Source organism: Streptomyces erythrochromogenes (genome assembly GCF_040684695.1).
In the GTDB taxonomy this organism is placed as follows: domain Bacteria; phylum Actinomycetota; class Actinomycetes; order Streptomycetales; family Streptomycetaceae; genus Streptomyces; species Streptomyces erythrochromogenes_C.
In genome coordinates, this window is sequence record NZ_JBFBGM010000003.1 from 127,924 (window position 1) to 147,906 (window position 19,983).

13 protein-coding genes are annotated in these 19,983 nt (G+C 73.8%); 8 read left to right on the top strand and 5 right to left on the bottom strand.

What is annotated here, in order from left to right; all coding sequences use genetic code 11:
* The first annotated feature begins 147 nt into the window (after window positions 1-147).
* The 3 genes from AB0O53_RS07875 (at window position 148) to AB0O53_RS07885 (ending at window position 2,948) form a co-directional block, all read left to right on the top strand.
* Window positions 148-1,239 carry a WD40/YVTN/BNR-like repeat-containing protein gene (locus AB0O53_RS07875; RefSeq protein WP_365193870.1) on the top strand — a complete coding sequence of 364 codons (1,092 nt, stop codon included), beginning with the start codon at window positions 148-150 and terminating at the stop codon, window positions 1,237-1,239.
* 11 nt (window positions 1,240-1,250) lie between these two features.
* A complete protein-coding gene (locus AB0O53_RS07880; RefSeq protein ID WP_030657563.1) occupies window positions 1,251-1,937 on the top strand; it encodes a uracil-DNA glycosylase in 687 nt (228 codons plus the stop codon).
* A gap of 96 nt (window positions 1,938-2,033) precedes the next feature.
* On the top strand, window positions 2,034-2,948 hold the full coding sequence (locus AB0O53_RS07885) for a sirohydrochlorin chelatase (protein ID WP_350991195.1): 915 nt from the start codon (window positions 2,034-2,036) through the stop codon (window positions 2,946-2,948).
* 66 nt (window positions 2,949-3,014) lie between these two features.
* Here the strand turns inward: AB0O53_RS07885 and AB0O53_RS07890 are convergent, their stop codons facing one another.
* The 3 genes from AB0O53_RS07890 to AB0O53_RS07900 all read right to left on the bottom strand — a co-directional run bounded on the left by AB0O53_RS07890 (window position 3,015) and on the right by AB0O53_RS07900 (window position 6,157).
* On the bottom strand, window positions 3,015-4,088 hold the full coding sequence (locus AB0O53_RS07890) for a lactonase family protein (protein WP_350991193.1): 1,074 nt from the start codon (window positions 4,086-4,088) through the stop codon (window positions 3,015-3,017).
* A gap of 55 nt (window positions 4,089-4,143) precedes the next feature.
* A complete protein-coding gene (locus tag AB0O53_RS07895; protein WP_350991191.1) occupies window positions 4,144-5,280 on the bottom strand; it encodes a nitric oxide synthase oxygenase in 1,137 nt (378 codons plus the stop codon).
* Between the two features lie 289 nt (window positions 5,281-5,569).
* The gene (locus tag AB0O53_RS07900) at window positions 5,570-6,157 is read right to left on the bottom strand and encodes a GNAT family N-acetyltransferase (protein WP_350991190.1); all 588 of its coding nucleotides are present in this window, start codon (window positions 6,155-6,157) and stop codon (window positions 5,570-5,572) included.
* Window positions 6,158-6,250: 93 nt separating this feature from the next.
* On the opposite strand from AB0O53_RS07900, the gene AB0O53_RS07905 reads away from it, so the two are divergent.
* On the top strand, window positions 6,251-8,596 hold the full coding sequence (locus AB0O53_RS07905) for a HelD family protein (protein WP_403137394.1): 2,346 nt from the start codon (window positions 6,251-6,253) through the stop codon (window positions 8,594-8,596).
* Here AB0O53_RS07905 and AB0O53_RS07910 read toward each other — a convergent pair.
* Window positions 8,586-10,088 carry an FUSC family protein gene (locus AB0O53_RS07910; RefSeq protein WP_350991187.1) on the bottom strand — a complete coding sequence of 501 codons (1,503 nt, stop codon included), beginning with the start codon at window positions 10,086-10,088 and terminating at the stop codon, window positions 8,586-8,588. The two genes, AB0O53_RS07905 and AB0O53_RS07910, sit on opposite strands and share 11 nt — an antisense overlap.
* Window positions 10,089-10,457: 369 nt before the next feature.
* Here AB0O53_RS07910 and AB0O53_RS07915 point away from each other — a divergent pair, with 369 nt between their 5' ends.
* The gene (locus AB0O53_RS07915) at window positions 10,458-10,928 is read left to right on the top strand and encodes a MarR family winged helix-turn-helix transcriptional regulator (protein ID WP_350991185.1); all 471 of its coding nucleotides are present in this window, start codon (window positions 10,458-10,460) and stop codon (window positions 10,926-10,928) included.
* Window positions 10,929-11,068: 140 nt separating this feature from the next.
* Window positions 11,069-14,113: an AfsR/SARP family transcriptional regulator gene (locus AB0O53_RS07920; RefSeq protein WP_350991183.1), complete on the top strand. Its 3,045-nt coding sequence runs from the start codon at window positions 11,069-11,071 to the stop codon at window positions 14,111-14,113.
* Between the two features lie 181 nt (window positions 14,114-14,294).
* Here AB0O53_RS07920 and AB0O53_RS07925 read toward each other — a convergent pair whose 3' ends face one another.
* On the bottom strand, window positions 14,295-14,501 hold the full coding sequence (locus tag AB0O53_RS07925; protein WP_350991181.1) for a hypothetical protein: 207 nt from the start codon (window positions 14,499-14,501) through the stop codon (window positions 14,295-14,297).
* A 213-nt stretch (window positions 14,502-14,714) separates the two neighbouring features.
* Between AB0O53_RS07925 and AB0O53_RS07930 the strand changes: the two genes are divergently transcribed.
* Both AB0O53_RS07930 and AB0O53_RS07935 read left to right on the top strand, forming a co-directional pair.
* Window positions 14,715-16,577 (top strand): AfsR/SARP family transcriptional regulator, encoded by a 1,863-nt coding sequence (locus tag AB0O53_RS07930; protein WP_350991179.1) that lies wholly within the window; start codon window positions 14,715-14,717, stop codon window positions 16,575-16,577.
* Between the two features lie 90 nt (window positions 16,578-16,667).
* Complete coding sequence (locus AB0O53_RS07935; protein ID WP_365193875.1) at window positions 16,668-19,958, top strand: non-ribosomal peptide synthetase; 3,291 nt, start codon at window positions 16,668-16,670, stop codon at window positions 19,956-19,958.
* The last annotated feature ends 25 nt before the right edge of the window (window positions 19,959-19,983 follow it).

Here is a 19,983-nt window from a genome sequence, read left to right on the forward strand (position 1 = left end):
CGGGCGGTAAATGATCGGTATAGATCATTCGATGCGAGGTGCGCGGCGTCCGCCGGGCCCCTGTCGGTGGCCGGGTGCAGACTGGCCGGAAAGACACCCCGCAACGAACGAACACTCAATGGACGACGAGGTCCGGAGGTGCCGGCCATGGCCGAGGTACTGCTGCTCGTGGGAACCCGCAAGGGACTGTTCATCGGCCGCCGCCGGGGGGACGGCCCCTGGGAGTTCGGCGGGCCCCACTTCAACGCCCAGGCCGTCTACGCCGTCGCCGTGGACCGGCGCGGGCCGGCTCCCCGGCTGCTGGTCGGCGGGGACAGCACCCACTGGGGGCCGTCCGTCTTCACTTCCGACGACCTGGGGGCCACCTGGCGGGAACCGGCCAGGGCCGCAGTGAAGTTCCCCCAGGACACCGGTGCCTCCCTGGAACGGGTCTGGCAGCTGCAGCCGACCGGACCGGAGGCCCCCGACGTGGTCTACGCCGGGACCGAGCCGGCCGCACTGTTCCGCTCGACGGACCGGGGCGAGTCCTTCGAGCTGGTCCGCCCCCTGTGGGAGCACCCGACCCGCGGGAAGTGGGTCCCCGGCGGGGGCGGCGAGGGCCTGCACACGGTGCTCACCGATCCCCGCGACCCGGACACGGTGACGGTGGCCGTCTCCACCGCCGGGGTGTTCCGGACCGAGGACGGCGGCGCGAGCTGGAAGCCGTCCAACGACGGGGTCTCGGCGGTGTTCCTGCCCGATCCGAACCCCGAGTTCGGCCAGTGCGTCCACAAGATCGCCCGGGACGCCGGGGACACGGACCGGCTGTACCTGCAGAACCACTGGGGCGTCTACCGCAGCGACGACGCGGGGGGCCGCTGGACGGACATCGGCGGCGGGCTGCCCTCCGACTTCGGATTCGCGGTGGCGGCCCATCCGCACCGGCCGGACACCGCCTACGTCTTCCCGCTGAACGCCGACTCCGACCGGGTCCCGGCCGAGCACCGGTGCCGGGTCTTCCGCACCGGGGACGCGGGCGCCACCTGGGAGCCCCTGACGCGCGGACTGCCCGACTCCGACCACTACGGCACGGTGCTCCGCGACGCGCTCTGCACGGACGACGCGGACCCCGCGGGGATCTACTTCGGCAACCGCAACGGCGAGCTGTACGCCAGCCACGACGACGGCGACAGCTGGCAGTTGCTGGCCGAGCACCTGCCGGACGTCCTCTGTGTGCGGGCGGCGACGATCGGCCAGTAGAGTGATCCACCGTGGCAGCACGACCGTTGAACGAGATCGTCGAGCCGGGCTGGGCCCGCGCTCTGGAGCCGGTGGCGACGCAGATCGCCGCGATGGGCGACTTCCTGCGAGCCGAGATCGCGGCGGGGAGGACGTACGTCCCCGCCGGGGCCAATGTGCTGCGCGCCTTCCAACAGCCCTTCGACGAGGTCAAGGTCCTCATCGTGGGGCAGGACCCGTACCCGACCCCGGGGCACGCGGTGGGCCTGTCCTTCTCGGTGGCCCCCGACGTACGGCCGGTGCCGCCGAGCCTGGACAACATCTTCCTGGAGATGCACCGGGACATAGGGACCGGCCGGCCCGCGAACGGCGACCTCACCCCGTGGACCCGCCAGGGCGTGCTGTTGCTCAACCGCTCGCTGACGACGGCGCCCCGCCGGTCGAACGCGCACCAGGGCAAGGGCTGGGAGGCCGTCACCGACCAGGCCATCCGCGCGCTGGCCGCGCGCGGCAAGCCGCTGGTCTCCATCCTGTGGGGCCGCGCGGCGCGCAACCTGCGGCCGCTGCTCGGCGACCTGCCCGTGGTGGAGTCCTCGCACCCCTCCCCCAAGTCGGCCGATTACGGCTTCTTCGGGTCCCGGCCGTTCAGCAGGACGAACGAGCTGCTGGTGGGCCAGGGTTCACAGCCTGTGGACTGGCGCTTGCCGTCCGTCAGTTGAACGTATCTGCAATTCACCGGATAAATACGGACAGATGCGGCACGAGAAGGCCCTGCCCGAACACCTTGTTCCGATAAGCCAGTAGCATGCGGCGCCATGAGCTCCCCCACTGGCCCCGCAAATGGCCTGCCCGTACGAATGCCGCGACCCCGCCCGACCGGACGGCACCGCCGGCCCGAGCCCGCGGCTGCGCCCGAGGGCGCGCCCGCGCTGGTACTCGCCGTGCCCGGAGCGCCGTCGGCCGCCTCGCGGGGGCTCGCGGAAGAGATCATCAGCATCGGCCGCTCCGAGCTGCCGGGCCTCGACGCCCGCATCGGTTTCCTGGAGGGTGACGACGCCTCCGAGTTCCCGTCCCTGTCCGGCGTGCTGAGCGCCGTCGCGGCCGACCGGACCGCGCGCGTGGAGTTCGCCCGCGCCGCCGGCCACGAGGTGCCCGAGCAGTCCGGCCCGGACGCCGTGGTCGTCCCGCTGCTGGCCGGTCCGGACAGCGACCTGCTGCGCCGGATGCGCCAGGCGCTGATGGACTCCTCCGCCGCCGCCGAGCTGGCCGACGTCCTCGGCCCGCACCCGCTGCTGGCCGAGGGCCTGCACGTGCGCCTGTCCGAGGCCGGTCTGGCCCGCGCCGACCGCGCCCGCCTGTTCACCGTGACCACCGCCGCCGACGGCATCGTCCTGGCGACCACCGGCGGCGAGGAGGCCGTGCAGGCCGCCGGGATCACCGGCATGCTGCTCGCCGCCCGCCTCGCCGTGCCCGTCCAGGCGGCCGCGCTGGACCAGGAGGGCTCGGTGGCCGCGGTCGCCGAGCAGCTGCGCCGCGAGGGTTCCACGCAGCTCGCGCTGGCCCCGTACCTGATCGGCCCGGAGGCCGCCGACGGCCTGCTGGACACCGCCTGCAAGGAAGCCGACTGCGCCACCGCCGAGGTGCTCGGCGCCTACCCGGCACTCGGCAAGCTGGCCGTCGCGCAGTACACCGCGGCCCTGGGGATCCCCCAGGCCTCGCCCGCGCACTGACCCGCCCGACTCCTCGCGAAGGCCCCCGCCGCACCGGTACTCCGGCCGGCGGGGGCCTTCGCGCGGTCACGGCTCCCGGCCGAGGACCACGCAGGTGGCGGCGGGCACGGCCAGCGAGCCGGCCCGGTGCGGCTGCCCGGTCAGCGGGTCCACGTCGAACCAGGTGACGTCGCCCGAGTGCTCGTTGGCCGCGTAGAGGCGGCTCCCGGCGGCGTCCGCGACGAGGTCCCGCGGCCAGGTTCCGCCGCAGTCCACGGTGCCGGTGAGCCGCGGCCTGCCCGGTCCGTCGGCGAGCGAGAGGGTGACCAGGACGTCGGCCCCGCGGACGGCCGCCCAGACGAACCGTCCGTCGGGTGAGGCCACGACTGCCGAGGGGTACGCCCGTACGGCCCCTGGAGCACCCGCGGAGGCCACCGGAACCTCCCCGACCGGTTCCAGGTGCCCGGAAGCGCCGTTCCAGCGGCAGACGGTCACCTGCGGCTCCAGCTCGTGCAGGACGTAGACCGTGCCGCCCTCCGGGTGGAAGACCAGGTGGCGGGGCCCGGTACCGGCGCGCAGCGCCGTCTCCGCGTGCACCCGGAGCTCGCCCGTGGCCGGGTCGGGCGCGCAGACCCGTACCGAGTCGGTGCCGAGGTCCACGCTGAGCACCCAGCGGCCGGTCGGGTCGGGCAGCACCTGGTGGGCGTGCGGACCCTCCTGCCGGGCGGTGTCGGGCCCGGAGCCGCGGTGGGCGAGGACGCGGGCGGGGCCCTGCGGGCGGCCGTCGGCGGCCAGCGCGAGGCTGCTGATGCTGCCCGAGGTGTAGTTGGCGGTGAACAGGCGCCGTCCGGCCACGCTGACGTGGGTGGGTCCGGAGCCGCCGACGCGCACGGGTGCGCCGAGCGGGGCGAGGCCGCCGGCGGTGGGCCGGAAGGCCGCCACCCCGCCCCGCTCGGTCTCGCTCACCGCGTACAGGACGCCGGTGTCCCGGGCGAGGGCGAGGTACGACGGATCCTCGGCGGTGGCGACCGAGAGCGGGGTCAGCGCCCCGGTCTTCGGATCCACGGCCGCGACGGTGACGCCGCGGCCGCCCCCCGAGGTGAAGGAACCGATGTAGGCCCGGTGTTCGCCGCTTCGGTCCGTGCTGTCCGCGCCGCCCACAGGAAACCCCTCTCACCGCTGTCCGATCCGTCCGGAGCCGACGGTAACAGAAGGTCTAGACCAAATCCCGTCCCTGGGCCCGTTCCTGCGCGCCGGCGTGGTGGACGTAGGCCGTGCTGCTGGGGCGGTCCTCGTAGGTGCGGTGGAAGACGGGGGTCGCGGCGCCGGACATCGGCGGCACGATCCAGGACCAGTCCGCGCCGACCTCGCGGCCCTTGCGCTCCTCCCGCTCCATGTGGGAGAGGAAGCGCCGGGACTCGCTGTGGTGGTCGGCGATCGTGACCCCGGCGTGGTCGAAGGAGTGCAGCACCGCCCGGTTGAGCTCGACGAGGGCGCGGTCCTTCCACAGGGAGCGGTCGCTGGAGGTGTCCAGGCCCAGACGGCGGGCGACGGCGGGCAGGAGGTTGTAGCGGTCGGTGTCGGCGAGGTTGCGGGCGCCTATCTCGGTGCCCATGTACCAGCCGTTGAAGGGCGCGGCCGAGTAGTGGATGCCGCCGATCTCCAGGCACATGTTGGAGATGGCGGGTACGGCGTGCCAGCGCAGGCCCCAGTCCGCCCAGCCGTCGCCGTCGGGGTGGCCGATCGGCACTTCGAGGACGGCGTCCGCGGGGGTGTCGAACCACCGGGGCTTGTCGTCGACGCCCTGGACCACCAGCGGGAGGAGGTCGAAGGGGGTGCCCGCGCCGCCGGACCAGCCGAGCCGGAGCAGGGCCTCGGTCAGCGGGGCGTTGCGGGCGTCACCGACGGTTATCGAGGGGTGGTCGCCGTAGCCCGCGTACCGGACGAGCTGCTCGCTCCAGATCACCGGCCCGGGGCGGTCCGGGGCCTCCGGGGCGAACACGGTGATGGTGGGCCTGACCCGGCCCCCGTTCGTCGCCTCGCGCAGGTGGTCGAAGCACTCGGCGGCGATGGCGTCCGCGTCGGTGAGCCCGCGCCGGTCGCGGACCCGCAGCGAGTTCCAGTAGAGCCTGCCTATGCAGCGGTTGCTGTTGCGCCAGGCCACGCGCGCCCCGTGGACCAGTTCCGCGGGCGTGTGCACATAGGTACCGGTGTCCGCGAGTTCCGCCCTGACGGCGGCGAGCCGGTCGCGCGGATCACCCGCGCCCGCGTTCTCCCTGTGGAAGAGTCGGATGAACTCCTCGGCCGCCTGCCACACCTGTGCGGTGGTGGAGCGCTGTTGAAGAATTTCCATTCCGGCGGGTTACCCCCTGTCCGACCAGATCCACCCTGTACGTGCCGGATGAATGTGCAGTAAACAATTACCCGTTGTACCTGCCGCAGGTCAGCGGCGTATGGCATGAGCTCCCGGAACACTCCTCCGGGTGATCCTCATGGATCGGGCTGCGGACAGGGGGCGCGAAGGCGTAGAATCCGGCGCGCCGGGGCAGTTGACGAACCGTCAGACACCTTCCACGCTCCGGCGCGCGCGGGTCCCCGGGGTGGGTCGGCGGGGTGGTTCGGCGGGGGCGGGTCGGGACCCCTCAGCGGCAGGGCCGGCTCATGTAGAGCGCCTGCTCGCCGGCGGAGGGCGTGCCCCCGTAGAGGGCGGTGTCGAGGCCGCAGAAGCCGAACCCCATGCGCCGGTAGGCGTGCACGGCGGGGGCGTTGACCGAGCTGACCTCCAGCCAGAGGTGTTCCGCGCCGCGCTCACGGGCGAACTCCGCGGCGCGCTCCATCAGGGCGCTGCCGATCCCGCGGCCCCGGTGGCCGGGCGCGACCTCGATGTCCTCGATGGTCAGCCGCCGGTTCCACGCGGCGTAGCCCACGGCGGCGAACCCGCACAGCTCGCCGCCGTCGAGGGCCACGAAGGTGCGGGTGTCCGCGTCCACGTCGGGACCCCGGGCGCCGGCGAATCCCTGCTCGTCGTGCTCCTCGGGCGGGAACACCTTGTGCACGGGCGGGTCCACGGGGACCTCGCGGAGCAGGAAGCCGAAGCCGTCGCCGGAGGCGGCCACCTCGAAGACGGTGGGGGTGGTGAAGGAACTGTCCAGGGCCTCGATGGCGCCCGCGTCCTCGGGGCGGGCGAGGCGGTAGACGATTGCGCCGGCGGCGCCGTGTGCGGTGGTCATGAGATCCACCGTACGCAAAAAATCCCCCGGCCGAATTCGCTGCCGAGGGAAGAGAAGGCGTATATTGAATAGTTCGCGACTTCACCTTGGGTGATGACGCAAGAAAGCTTACGAGGACACTGTAGCGCGGCAGGAGTGCAATTGTCAACCGAGGAATTCCGGAAAGAGCAGCAATTCGTCACCGACCTCTATCGGCGCCTCGACGACCTGCGCGACCAGGCCGAACAGGCGGTCGAAGGGGCATTGCGCGACGTCGGAACCGGATTTCAGGCGCGCCTGGAGCGCGATGTCCTGGTGGCCGAGCAGTCCGGTCTGCTCTCCGCCCTGAATGCCGGTGAGAACGGTCTCTGTTTCGGCCGCCTGGAGTTCTCCGACGGCCGCGACCACCACATCGGCCGCATCGGGATCCGCGCCGACGACGCCGAACGCACGCCCCTGGTCCTGGACTGGCGGGCCGAGGTCGCCCGCCCCTTCTACCTCGCCACCGGGCACACCCCGATGGGGCTGCGCCGCCGCCGGCACATCAGCAGCCGCGGCCGGGTGGTCACCGCCCTGCACGACGAGATCCTCGACCTGACCGACGCGGAGCGCACGGGCCACGAGGGCGCCGACGCGGACGCCGTGCTGCTGGCCGCGCTCGACGCCGCCCGGACCGGCCGCATGCACGACATCGTGCGGACCATCCAGGCCGAGCAGGACCGTGTCATCCGCTCCACGCACCGCGGGGTGCTGGTCGTCGAGGGGGGACCGGGCACCGGCAAGACCGCGGTCGCCCTGCACCGCGCCGCCTACCTGCTGTACGCCCACCGCGAGCTGCTCGCCAAGCGCGGGGTGCTGATCGTGGGGCCGGGGCCGGCCTTCCTGGGCTACATCGGCGGGGTGCTCCCCGCCCTCGGCGAGACGGGCGTGCTGCTGTCCACCCCGGGCGAGCTGTTCCCCGGGGTCCACGCGACCGGGACCGACCGTCCCGGGGCCGCCGCCGTCAAGGGGCGCGCCGCGATGGCGCAGGTCCTCGCGCGGGTCGTGGCCGACCGGCAGTCCCTGCCGGAGGACGTGCCGGCGGGCACCGGCGAGGAGTACGACACCGTCCCCGAACCCGCGCTGGAGATCGACCACGACGACTACGGGACCCTGCTGCTCGACCGCACGATGGCCCACGAGGCGCGCGACCGCGCCCGGGCCACGGGGCTGCCGCACAACCGGGCGCGGCCGGCGTTCGCCTTCCGGATCATCGACGCGCTCACCGCCCAGCTCGCCGACCGGCTGGGGGCCGATCCGTACGGCGGACCGAACCTGCTCGGCCCGGACGACGTCGCCCAGCTCGGCAAGGAGATCGCGACGAGCCGCGCCGTGCACGCGGCGATCGACTCGCTGTGGCCTTCGCTCACCCCGCAGCGGCTGGTCGCCGACTTCCTGGCGGACCCCACGCACCTGCCCGCGGACGAGGCCCGGCTCATCCGGCGGGCGCCCTCGGCGCGGCCCGACTGGACCCCGGCCGACGTACCGCTCCTGGACGAGGCGGCGGAGCTGCTCGGGGAGGACGACAGCGCGCTGCGCGCCGCCGAGGAGCGCCAGCGGCAGCGGCGGATCGCCTACGCGCAGGGCGTGCTGGACGTGTCCGCGGGTTCGCAGTCGTACGAGTTCGAGGACGAGGAGAACGAGTACCTCGCGGCGCACGACATCATCGACGCCGAGCGGATGGCGGAGCGCCACGAGGAGGCCGACCACCGCAGCACCGCGGAGCGCGCCGCGGCCGACCGCACCTGGGCCTTCGGGCACGTCATCGTGGACGAGGCGCAGGAGCTGTCGGAGATGGCGTGGCGGCTGCTGATGCGGCGCTGTCCGACCCGCTCGATGACGCTGGTCGGCGATCCGGCGCAGACCGGCGACGAGGCGGGCTGCGGGTCCTGGGAGCGGATCCTTTTCCCGTACGTGGGCGGGCGCTGGGAACTGGTCCGGCTGGGGGTCAACTACCGCACGCCGGCCGAGATCATGGAGGTGGCCGCGGCCGTGCTGCGGGAGCGCGATCCCGGCTTCGAGCCGCCGCGGTCGGTACGGGCCACCGGGGTGCGGCCGTGGGCCCGGGAGGCCGGGGACCTCGCCGGGGCGGTCGCGGAGGCCGTGGAGCGGGAGCGGCCGGCCGAGGGGCGGCTCGCGGTGATCGCGCCGCGGGCTCTGCACGGGGCGCTGGCCGGCGTACTGCCGGGGGTGTTGGAGGGCGAGCAGCCCGATCTGACGCGGGCGGTCGTGCTGCTGGATCCGCGCCAGGCCAAGGGGCTGGAGTTCGACACGGTGGTCGTGGTGGAGCCGGCCGATTTCGGGCCGAGCGACCTGTACGTGGCGCTGACCCGGGCGACGCAGGCCCTGGGGGTGGTGCACTCCCCCGGCCGGCCGCCCGCGGGGCGGGAGCCGGCCTGGGGCGGGCTGCTCAGGCGCTGATGACGAACGGGGCCTTCGGGTCGCTGCCGAGCGGGGTGGCCAGTTCGGCGAGGGCCCGCTCCAGCCCTTGGAGGTGGGCGAGCGCGGGCCCGGAACCGGCGGCGGGCGACGCGGTGGCGCCCGCCGCGGCGGGCGCTTCGAGCTCCCGCTCGCCCGCGGTCATCGCCTGGACCGCCGCCTCGACGCGCCAGCAGGCCGCGGCGAGGCGGGCGTCGTGCCCGGCGTCCGGGTCGGCGGCGACGGCCACCAGGCCGCGCACCTCGCGGGCGCAGTCGTCCAGCAGGGCGATGACCTGGCCGGCGCGGGCCTTGCGGGCGCGGAACGGGCTGAGCGGGTGGACCAGCGGTGCGAGCGCCATCCGGACCCGGGCCAGCAGGGTCTCCAGCTCCGCGGCGTGCGGGGCGGGGTCCGCCGTCGGGGAGCCGGCGAGGCGGGCGGTGGCCTGGGCGGTGGCGGCGTGCACGCAGTGCAGGGCCCGCTGGATCCAGGCGTCGTTCGTGGCGTGGGTGGTGACCGGCAGGACGAGGACCACGGCCAGGGCGGCGCACACCGCCCCGACGGCCGTCTCCTCCAGGCGGAGCACGAGCAGGCCGGGGTCCAGCACGCCGAGGAGGCCGTAGAGCAGCCCCGCCATCAGCGTGACCGCGAGGATCATCCAGCTGTACGAGACGGCGGCCGTGTAGAAGATCCCGAAGACGCAGACCGCGACCAGGAGGGCGGTGGGTACGGGCGCGCCGTCCAGCGGGATGGCGATCAGCACGCCGGCGGCGACGCCGACGACGGTGCCCAGGACCCGGCGGAAGCCGCGGACGAGCGTTTCGCCGCGGGAGGCGGTGTTGACGAAGATCCACCAGGCGGTGCCGACGGCCCAGTACCAGCGGTCCTCGGAGAGGACCTGGCCGACGGTGAGGGCGACGGCGCACGCGGCGGTGGCCTGGAAGGCCTGGCGGGTCGTGTGCCGGGCCAGGCCGCGGCCGGGCAGGGGCGCGGGGGCGGCGGGCGGCGGGGTGCGCCGCTCGATGGGCCACAGCAGGAAGCGCACGGCCGCGGCGGCGATCAGGGCGAGGCCGACGGCGGCGTACAGCTCGGGGAGCTGGGCGGGAAGGGCGTGCAGGAACTGCGTGATGAAGAAGTTCATGAACGCGAAGATCCCGAGCGCGTGGCCGCGCGGGCCCCAGCGGCGGGCGTAGACCCCGCAGAAGACGACGAGGACGAAGGCGGCGTCCCGGAGCGGGGTCACGCCGTGCAGCGCGGTGGCGAGGGCCAGGACGGGGAAGCCGGCGGCGGGCAGCAGGGCGGTGGTGACGGCCTGGCGGCGCACGGTCGGGTCGGTGACGGTGAAGAGCGCGAGCAGGGCGGCGAGTCCGCCGGTGATGGAGGCGGTCAGGGAGAGACCGCACAGTTCCGCGAGGGCGACGGCGGCGCCGACGCCGATCACGGCGCGGGCCGCGGTCCTCAGTCTCAGACGCCCCGGATCCGGAGCCACGAACATCCTCTTCACAGCGGTGTGCCGCCCCCCTGCAGTGGTGCGCGCCGGTCCGGCGCGGCCCGGGGGTGGTGGGCTGCGGACGGGCACGGCGAAGGCGCCGCGCTCCGGAACCGGCCTCGTTGCCGTCCGGCGCTGCGCGGCGCCGTAAGTACATGGATACGACACAGATAAGCACCTGGGGGCCCACTGGCTCAACTCGGCAGCGATGGGCAGGGCCATTGGCATGGTTACCGAAGGGTTCCGTCGGCCATGGATCGGCCAACGGACCAGTGGCGGCCCGCACCTCCTCCAGGGCCGCGCACGGCTCTCGTCCGTGCGACCACGCGCTGTTATCGTGCAGCGACTCGGAAGACGTACGGAAGGGGGCCGGCGTTGACGCGTACAGCGGAGTCCGGGGAGGCCGAGGCGTTCAGCCGGGCCGCCGTGGCGGTCTTCCGGCTGAACGGGCGGTTCACCGCGGCCGTCGACCGGCTGGCGCTGTCGTTCGGGCTCAGTGCGGCGCGCTGGCAGATCCTCAGCACGGTGACGGACGAGTCGCTGTCGGTCTCCGAGGTGGCCCGGCGGGTCGGGACCACCCGCCAGAGCGTGCAGCGCATAGCCGACCTGCTCGTATCCCAGGGGCTCGCGGTCTACCTGGACAATCCGGCGCACCGGCGGGCGAAACTACTCGCCGCCACCGAGCGGGGCGCGGCGGCGAAGCGGGAGATCGACTCCGCTCTGGCCGAGCTGGCCCGGCACCTGTGCGAGAGCCTCGGCAGCGAGGCGGAGGTGCGGCGAACGGCCGAGATCATTCGGGGACTGTCGGGCGCGCTGTCGTCGGTCGGCACCGGCGACTCTCCGTGAAGGACCGGCTCGGGCCCTACCGCTATACGGACAAGGTGGCCTGAAACAGCCGCTGTTTTTCCCAAAGGTTGACTGCACCGAGGAATCGTCTTTGCGGTACCGTTCGCGCCTGACGCGGGGTTTCAAAGGCGGGGGACCTGTTGAATCGGTTTGTCTTCAGACTGCTGGGGCCACTGCTCGTCCAGGCCGAGGACGGCCCCTTGCGCATCAACGGCCGGCGCCAGGCGACGGTCCTCGCGATGCTGGTGCTCTATGCCGACCGCGTCGTCTCGGTGGACACCCTGGTGGACGCCGTCTGGCCGGATTCGCCTCCCGCGACGGCGCGGAACCAGATCGCGATCTGCGTGGCCACCCTGCGCAAGACCTTCAAGCAGGCCGGGGTGACCGATCTGCTGATCACCTCTCCCCCGGGCTACCTGCTGGCCAAGGGCGAGCACCGCGTCGACGTCCAGGAGTTCCTGGAGCGGGCCGACCAGGGCCGGGACGCCGCCCGGCACGGCCGCACCGAGGAGGCCTGCACGCTGTTCGAGGAGGCGCTGAGCATCTGGCGGGGAGCGGCGCTCGAGGAGACGCCCGGTTCCCGGCTGGAGGCCGAGGCGACACGCCTGGAGCAGATGAGGCTCACGCTCATCGAGGAGCGCGCGGGGCTGATGCTCCAGCTGGGCCGGCACCGCGCACTCATCGGCGAGCTCACCGAGCTGGTGGCGCGGCACCCGCTGCGCGAGCAGTGCCGCGAGCACCTCATGCTGGCCCTGTACCGGTCGGGCCAGCGGGCCGAGGCCCTCGACGTGTTCCTCAACGGCCGCCGGTTACTGACCGAGCAGCTCGGGATCGAACCCGGTCCGGGGCTGCGGCAGTTGCACGACCTGATCCTGCGGGACTCGCCGGAACTGACCCGGCCCCCGGCCGTGGTCGCCCCCGCACCGGCCGCCGTGCACACGATCCCGGCGCAACTCCCCGCGGGAGTGATGGCGTTCACCGGGCGGCAGCGCGAGATGGCCTCGCTGGACCGGCTGCTGAAGGAGCCGTACAACCCCCACACCCCCGCCCTGGCGACGATCGTGGGCGTGGGCGGGGTGGGCAAGACCGCACTGGCGGTGCACTGGGCGAGCCAGGTCGCCGACCAGTTCCCCGACGGCCAGCTCTTCGCCGACCTGCGGGGCTACGACGAGGAGCAGGCGCCGGTGTCCCCCGCCGCCGTGCTCGACCGCTTCCTGCGCGCCCTCGGGATCGCCGCACCCCAGGTACCGGCCGACCCCGACGAGCGGGCCTCGCTGTTCCGTAGCCTGCTGAGCACCCGCAAGACGCTGATCGTCCTGGACAACGTACGCTCCTTCCCCCAGCTCAGACCCCTGCTGCCCGGCGGCGGGCGCAGCGTGGTGCTGGCCACCAGCCGGGAGAACCTGGGCGACCTGACCGGCGACTACACGGCGCTCAGCATCCGGCTGCGGATGCTGGAGCCCACCGAGGCGACGGCCCTGCTGATCAAACTGGCCGGGGCGGACCGCTTCGGCAGCGACCCGGTGGCGGTCGAGCAGCTCGGCGCGCTGTGCGACTGCCTGCCGCTGGCGCTGCGGATCGCCGGGGCGCGGCTGGCGGCCAAGCCGAATCTGAGCGTGCGCAGTCTGGTGGAGCGGCTGCGCGACCACCGGTCCCGGCTCGACGTCCTGAGCCCGGGCGAGGGCGGCGTGCGGGCGGGCTTCCGGCTCACCTACCGGGACCTGCCCGCGGAGGCTGCCCGGATGTACCGGCGCCTCGGGCTGCTGCGCACGGCGGACTTCGCCGCCTGGGCGGGGGCGGCCGTGCTGGACACCAGCGTGTGGCACGCGGAGGAGCTGATCGACCACCTGGTCGACGCCCAGCTGCTGGAGGTGGCGGAGGCGGCGCCGGGCCGGGCGGCCCGCTACCGGTTCCAGGACCTGCTGCGGCTGTTCGCCCGGGAGCGGGCGGAGTCGGACGAGCCGGAGGCGGAGACGGACGCGGCGCTGGAGCGGGCCTTCGGAGCCTGGCTGTGGCTGGCCGAGGAGGCGCACCGGCGGATCGACGGACGGCAGTTCCCGGTGGGCCGGCCGGCGGCCCCGGCCCCCGGCTTCCTGGGCGAGCTCGCCGACGAGCTGCTGGGCTCGCCCATGGACTGGTTCGAGTCGGAGCGCACCGCGGTGACCGACGTGGTGGCCCAGGCGGCCGAGACGGGCCGGGCCGGTTACGCGTGGATGCTGACCGAGAGCGCGGTGCCTCACTTCGAGACGAAGAACTACCTGGAGGACTGGCAGCGCAGCGCCGAGCACGCCCTGGCCTCGGCCCGGCGGGCCGGCGACGAGCCGGGCGAGGCGACCATGCTGCGGCTGCTGGGGTCCTTGGCGATCTACCAGCGGCGCTACGAGCAGGCCGAGGGCTGGAACATGGCAGCGCTGCGGCTGCTGCGCACCACCGGCGACCTGGGCGGGGCGGCGCTCGCACAGCGGAACCTGGCGATGTGCGCGCGGTTCCAGGGCGACTGGGAGCGGGCGCTGGAGTACTGCGAGGCGGCGCTCGGCGGTTTCCACGACTCCGGGGACATCGGGAACGAGGCCCATCTGCTGGGTTTCCAGGCGCAGATCGAGCTGGACCGGGGCAACGTGGGCGGCGCGCTGCCGCTCGCGGAGCAGGCGGTGGCGCTCAGCCGGCGCACCGGATCGGTACGGGCCGAGGCGCAGAGCGTGTACCGGCTGGCCGAGGTGCGGCTGCGTGCCGGGGATCTCGTGGAGGCGGCCGAGGCGTTCGGCGCCGTGCTGCGGCTGACCCGCGGCGAGGGCGACCGGGTGGGCGAGGCGCACGCGCTGCGGGGCCTCGGCCAGACGCAGTGGAGCCAGGGCCTGCTGCAGGCGGCGGGGGACACGCTGCGGCAGGCCCTGGAGATCACTGATGAGCTGGCTGACCGGTTCCTGTCCGCCCGGGTGGAGACGGACCTCGGGTGCGTGGACGCGCTCGGGGGCCGCTGTGCGGAGGCGGCGGAGAGGTTCCGGCGGGCCTGTGCCGGCTTCGGCGAGGTCGGCGCGCAGCCCTGGCGGGTGCAGGCGGGCCGGCTGCTGACGGCCGTGCAGGGTGCGGGGGGAAAGCCGGGCGGTGGGGGGCCCGGAGGGCTGCCGCATCGTTCCTTCACTCCGGAGGAACTGACGGCCCTGCTGGCGCATCCGGCGGACTGACGCCCGTCCGGTACGGATCGGGCCGCGGCGGCGCAATGCGCGCACGTGCGGTGCGGAGTCGCGGCTTCGCTGTGGTGCGCCGGTGCGGTGTCGCGGTGGTGCGGTTTTCGCGGGTCGTGCGGTTTTCGCGGGTCGTGCGGTGGTGCGGGGCCCGGCCCGTGGGAGGGGCGCCTCGAGGGGGTCAGCCCCAGGGCATGTCGCCGTTGGTGCCGGCGGAACCCGGGTGCGAGGGGTGCACCGGCTTGACCACGCCCCAGGGCATGTCGTCCGCCTGGACGCTCGTGCCCCCGTGTGCCGTCACGGCCGAGACGGCCCCGGTGCCCACGAACATCCCCGCAAGTACGACCAGGCAAGCGGCCGTCTTCTTCGCCGTCCGGGTGCTGCGCATCTCGGATTCCCCTCTCGGTGGATCATCTCTGCGCCGCTCGCTGCGGCACGGATGGAACAGTAGGGACGACTCCTTTCTCTTCCGTGTTCCATCGATTTCGTGACCCGAGCCCCCCGCGAAATCGACACGATATCGAGGGGACAACGCGCTCCTCTAGCTTCGTTCGAAGATTCTTCTCAGGAATCACGGATGGGGCGGTACATGGAATTCCGAGTGCTCGGGCCAGTAGAGGTACGGCGGGACGGCCACCGGGTCGCGTTCTCCGGGGCGAAGCTGCACACCGTGCTCGCGGCGCTCCTCCTGGCCCGCGAAGAGGTCGTGTCGGACGAGCGGCTGTGCCGGCTGCTGTGGGGCTGGGCGCCCCCGGCCACCGTCAGCGCACAGCTCTACACCTATATTTCGCGCCTGCGCAAGATTCTCGGCGACGAAGTCGTGATCGATCGCAGACCACCGGGATATGCCATGAGCATCGGTAATGCGACCGTCGACCTGAACGAATTCGAGAAGCTGGCGCTCGGCGGCCGCGAGGCATTGATCAAAGAGGACTTCGAACGCGCCGGTGAACTGCTGCGCGACGCCCTGGCCCGGTGGAACGGGCAGCCGTTCGCGAACGCCACCGAATACCTCGCCGACGCCGAGGCCCCGCGGCTGACGGAGGCGCGGGCCGTGACCCTGGAGCACCGCATCGCCGCGGACCTCGCCCTCGGCCGGCACGAGCAGATCACCGGTGAACTCACCGGCCTCGTGGCCGAGTTCCCGTTGCGCGAGCGCATCCGGTGCCAGCTGATGACCGCCCTGTGCCGGTCCGGGCGGCAGGCGGACGCCATCCACCTCTACCACCACGGCCGCGCGGTCCTCGCGGACGAGCTCGGGGTCAATCCCGGTGAGGAGCTGCAGGCCACCTACCGGGCGCTGCTCGACGGCACGCTCGACCGGTGGCCGGGAGCCGCTCCCACCGTACGCGCGGGCGCCCGGCCGCGGCCTTCCGGCCCGTCGGCCGCGGCTCCGGCGATGCTGCCCCCGGACACCGTCGACTTCACGGGCCGCGGCCGCGAACTGGAGCTGGTGTGCCGCGCCCTGACCCCGGACGCGCAGGGTGCCGGACGGCCCCGCCGGGTCCTGGTCACCGGGATGGCCGGGCTGGGCAAGACCGCCCTGGCCGTGCACGCGGCCCACCGCTGCCAGGGGCACTTCCCCGACGGGCAGTTGTACGCCGACCTGCGCGCCGCCGACGGCACGCCGCGGCACCCGGCCCGGGTGCTGCGCCGGCTGCTGCGCGGGCTGGGCCCAATGGACGACGTACCGGCCGCCGACGACCAGGACCAGCTGGTGCGCCTGTACCGGGAGCGGACCCGGGGCAGGCAGCTGCTCATCGTGCTGGACAACGCCTCCGGGGCCGCCCAGTTGGGGCCGCTGCTGCCCAACACCCCGGAGCCTGCAGTGCTCGTGACCGGGCGCACCGCCCTGCCCACCGTGGCCGGTGCGCACACGGTGGCCCTCGCGCCCCTGGAGCCGCGGGACTCGCTGGAGCTGCTCGCCGCGGCGGCCGGCCCGACCCGGGTGGCGGACGCGCCCTGCGCCGCGTCCGCGATCGTCGAGCACTGCGCCGGTCTGCCGCTGGCGCTGCGCATCGTCGGCACCCGGATCGCGGCCCGGCCCCACTGCACCCCCGACCGGCTCGCCCGCAGGCTGGCCGATCCCCTCACCCGGCTGCGGGAGCTGCACTCGGGGGACCTGGACGTGCACACCTCCCTGCTGCCGTCCTGGCGGGCTCTGGAGCCCGAGGTGCGGGCGGTGTTCCCGGCGCTGGCCGCGCTGGGGGCGCACCCGTTCCCGGCCGCCGAGGCGGCGACGGCGCTGGACCTGCCGGAGGCGGAGGCCGAGCGGCTGCTGGAGGCCCTCGCCGACGCGGCCCTGCTGGAGGTCAGCGGCGCGGACGAGTGGGGCCAGCCCTGCTACCTGTTCCACCCGCTCGTACGGCTCTTCGCGCTCTCCCTGGAGGAGGGGCGGGCGCCGGTGCCCGGCGGCCCGGCCGCCCGCGCGGAGCATAACCGGCGGCTAACTCACCGCCCCTAGCCTCGCCCTGCCCCGCAGCAGGGCGTCCCGGCCCGGATCCACCCGTGCACGCAACAGCCAACGGCCCGTAACACCGAATGGAGTTGGACCATGACCGAGCTCCTGCCCGCTCGCGCGGACAGTGCCGCGTCCTTCCCGATGACCGAGACGCAGCAGGCACTGATGATCGGGCGAGGCGAAGCCGTCGAGATGGGCGGCATCGGCTGCTACGGATACTTCGAGTGGGAGCGCGCCGGCCTCGACCCGGAGCGCTTCGCGACCGCCTGGCGCAAGGTGGTCGCGCGCCACGACATGCTCCGCGCGATCGGCAGCACCGACGGCACCCAGTGGGTGCCGTCCGACCCGCTGCCGTTCGACATACCGGTCGTGGACCTGCGCCACCTGTCCGCCGACGCCCTCTGTGAGCACCTCGCCGCCCTGCGCGAGGAGATGAGCCACGTGGTCTTCCCGGTGGGCAGCTGGCCGCTGTTCGACCTGCGGATCCTCCGGCTGGGCGGCCCGGAGGACCTCGGCCGGGTGCACCTGGGCATCGACCTGCAGGTGCTGGACGCCTCCAGCGCCTTCCAGGTGCTCTTCCCCGAGCTGGTCGACCTGTACGAGAACCCGGACGCGGAACTGCCGGAGCCCGGCATCGGCTTCGCCGAGTACGCCCGCTGGCGCGCCGAGGCCCTGCCCCACACCGAGGCCTTCCGCGCCGCCCGCGACTACTGGGTGCAGCGCGTGCCCACCCTGCCGCCGGCCCCGTCGCTGCCCACGGGCGGCTCCGGCGGGGACGCCGGCGAGGTCCGCTTCGACCGGCGCGAGCACCGCCTCTCCCCCGCCGACTGGCAGCGGTTCTCGGAGCGGGCGCACGGGGCGGGCCTGACCCCGTCGGTGCTGCTCACCGCGGCGTTCGCCGAGGTGGTCCGGGCCTGGGCGGAGGAGTCCGACTTCACGATCAACTACCCGGTGTTCCAGCGCCCGGCGGTGCACCCGGACATCACCGGCGTGCTCGGGGACTTCACCAACGCCGTGATGCTCGCGGCCGACGGTTCGGGCGCGACCTTCCTCGACCGTGCGCACGCCCTGCGCGACCAGCTCGCCCGTGACGTGGAGCACGGCTCCTTCAACGGCGTGCGCGTGCTGCGCGAGCTGACGCGCCTGCACGGTGTCGGCGCGACGGCCGGGATGCCCGTGGTGGTCACCAGCCTGCTGGACTACCCGGTGCGCCGGCCCGTCACCGACCTGGGCCGGGAGGTGTACTCCATCTCGCAGACCCCGCAGGTGACGCTCGACGTGCAGCTGCGCGAGCTGGCCGGCGAGCTCCGCGTCATCTGGGACTTCGTGGACGGGGCGTTCGCGCCCGGTTTCGTCGACGCCGCCTTCGGCGTGTACGTGGACCTCCTGGAGCGGCTCACCGACGACCCGGACAGCCTGCACACCGCCCGCTTCGACCTGGTCCCGCCGGCCGAGCGGGAGCTGCGCCGGCAGGTCAACGACACCGCCGGGCAGATCCCGTACACCACCCTGCACGAGCTCTTCGCCCGGCAGGCCGGGCTCACGCCCGACGCCGAGGCCGTGGTGGACGCCTCCGGGCGGCGGCTCAGCTACGCCGAACTGGCCGCGTACGCCTGGCGGATCGGACACACCCTGCGCGAGCACGGGGCGGCCCCGGGCGAGCTGGTCGCCGTCGTGATGGAGAAGGGCTGGGAGCAGTACGCCGCGGTGTACGGGATCCTCGCCTCCGGTGCGGCCTACCTGCCGCTGGACGCGTCCGTGCCGCCGGAGCGGCTGCGCCGGCTGCTGGCCGAGGCCAAGGTCGACCGGATCCTCACGCAGTCCTCGCTGGAGTCCCGGATCAGCTGGCCGCCCACGGCCCGCCGCTACCGGGTGGACAAGGACTTCGAGACCGGCGACGCCACCCGGCCCGAGACCGCGCAGACGCCCGCCGACCTGGCGTACACGATCTTCACCTCGGGCTCCACGGGCGAGCCGAAGGGCGTGATGGTCGACCACATCGGTGTGGTCAACCTGGTCCGCGACGTGGCGGCACGCTTCGAGGTCGGTGCCCGGGACCGGCTGCTGGCCATCTCGGGGCTGCACTTCGACGCCTCGATCTACGACGTCTTCGGGGTGCTCACGCAGGGCGGGACCGTGGTGGTGCCGCCGCCGTTCGAGCACGCCGAGCCCGATGTCTGGGCCGATCTGGTGCAGTCGGAGCGGGTCACGCTGTGGAACTCCGTACCGGTCCTGATGGAGCTGCTCGTCGGCGAGGCCGAGGTGCGCGAGCGGCGCGGCGCCGGCCGGCCGCTGGAGTCGCTGCGGCTGTCGGTGCTCTCCGGCGACTGGATCCCGCTGACCCTGCCGGACCGGCTGCGGGCCCAGAGCCCGAAGATCCAGGTGGTCGGCTCGGGCGGTCCCACCGAGACGATCTGCTGGTCGCTGTTCCAGCCGATCGGCGAGGTCGACCCGTCCTGGACGAGCATCCCGTACGGCAAGCCGATCACCAACCAGCGCTACTACATCGTCGACGGGGCGGCGTACGAGCGCCCGCTCGGGGTCGTCGGCGAGATGGCGGTGGCCAGCGACGTCGGCCTCGCGCTCGGCTACTGGAACGACCCGGAGCGCACCGAGAGCCGCTTCGTGCGCCTGCCGGAGACCGGCGAACGCGCCTATCTGACCGGCGACCTGGGCCGCTACCTGCCGGACGGCAGCATCGAGATCCTGGGCCGCGACGACTTCCAGGTGAAGATCCAGGGTCACCGGATCGAGCTGGGCGAGATCGAGGCCGTGCTGCGCCAGGACGACGAGGTCGAGGCGGCCGTGGTGGTCGCCCCCGCCAGCGCCCACGGGGTGCGCCGGCTGCACGCCTTCGTGGTGGCCGGTGCCGGCTCCGACGCCGGCGCGGCCGACCGGGTGCTGGGGCGGCTCGCCGCGCAGCTCCCCGGCTACATGGTGCCGGCCGCGCTCACCGCGCTGGACGAGCTGCCGCTGACCCGCAACGGCAAGGTCGACCGGCTGCTGCTGGCCTCCTCCGCCGGGAGCCGGCAGTCCGCCGACGACGAGGCCGGGCGCGACGGCGGCGACGGGACGGGCAGCGCGCTGGAGCTCGTGCTGTGCGCGGCGGTCGCCGACATCCTCGGCCTGGACGGGGTGGCGCCCGGCGACAACTTCTTCACCCTGGGCGGCGACTCGCTCAGCGGGACCCGGCTCGCCGGGCTGCTGGGAGAGCTGCTCGGGGTGCCGGTACCGGTCAAGACCGTGTTCCAGAACCCGGTCGTCCGCGAACTCGCCGCGAAGATCGCCGCGGACGAGCGGCACGGCGCGGAGGCGATCGCGGCCGCCGAGGCCTTCGGCGAGCTGGAGGCCGACGAGACGGACACCGCCGATGCGGCCGGCTGAGGACACGAGCCGGTCCGGTACGGCC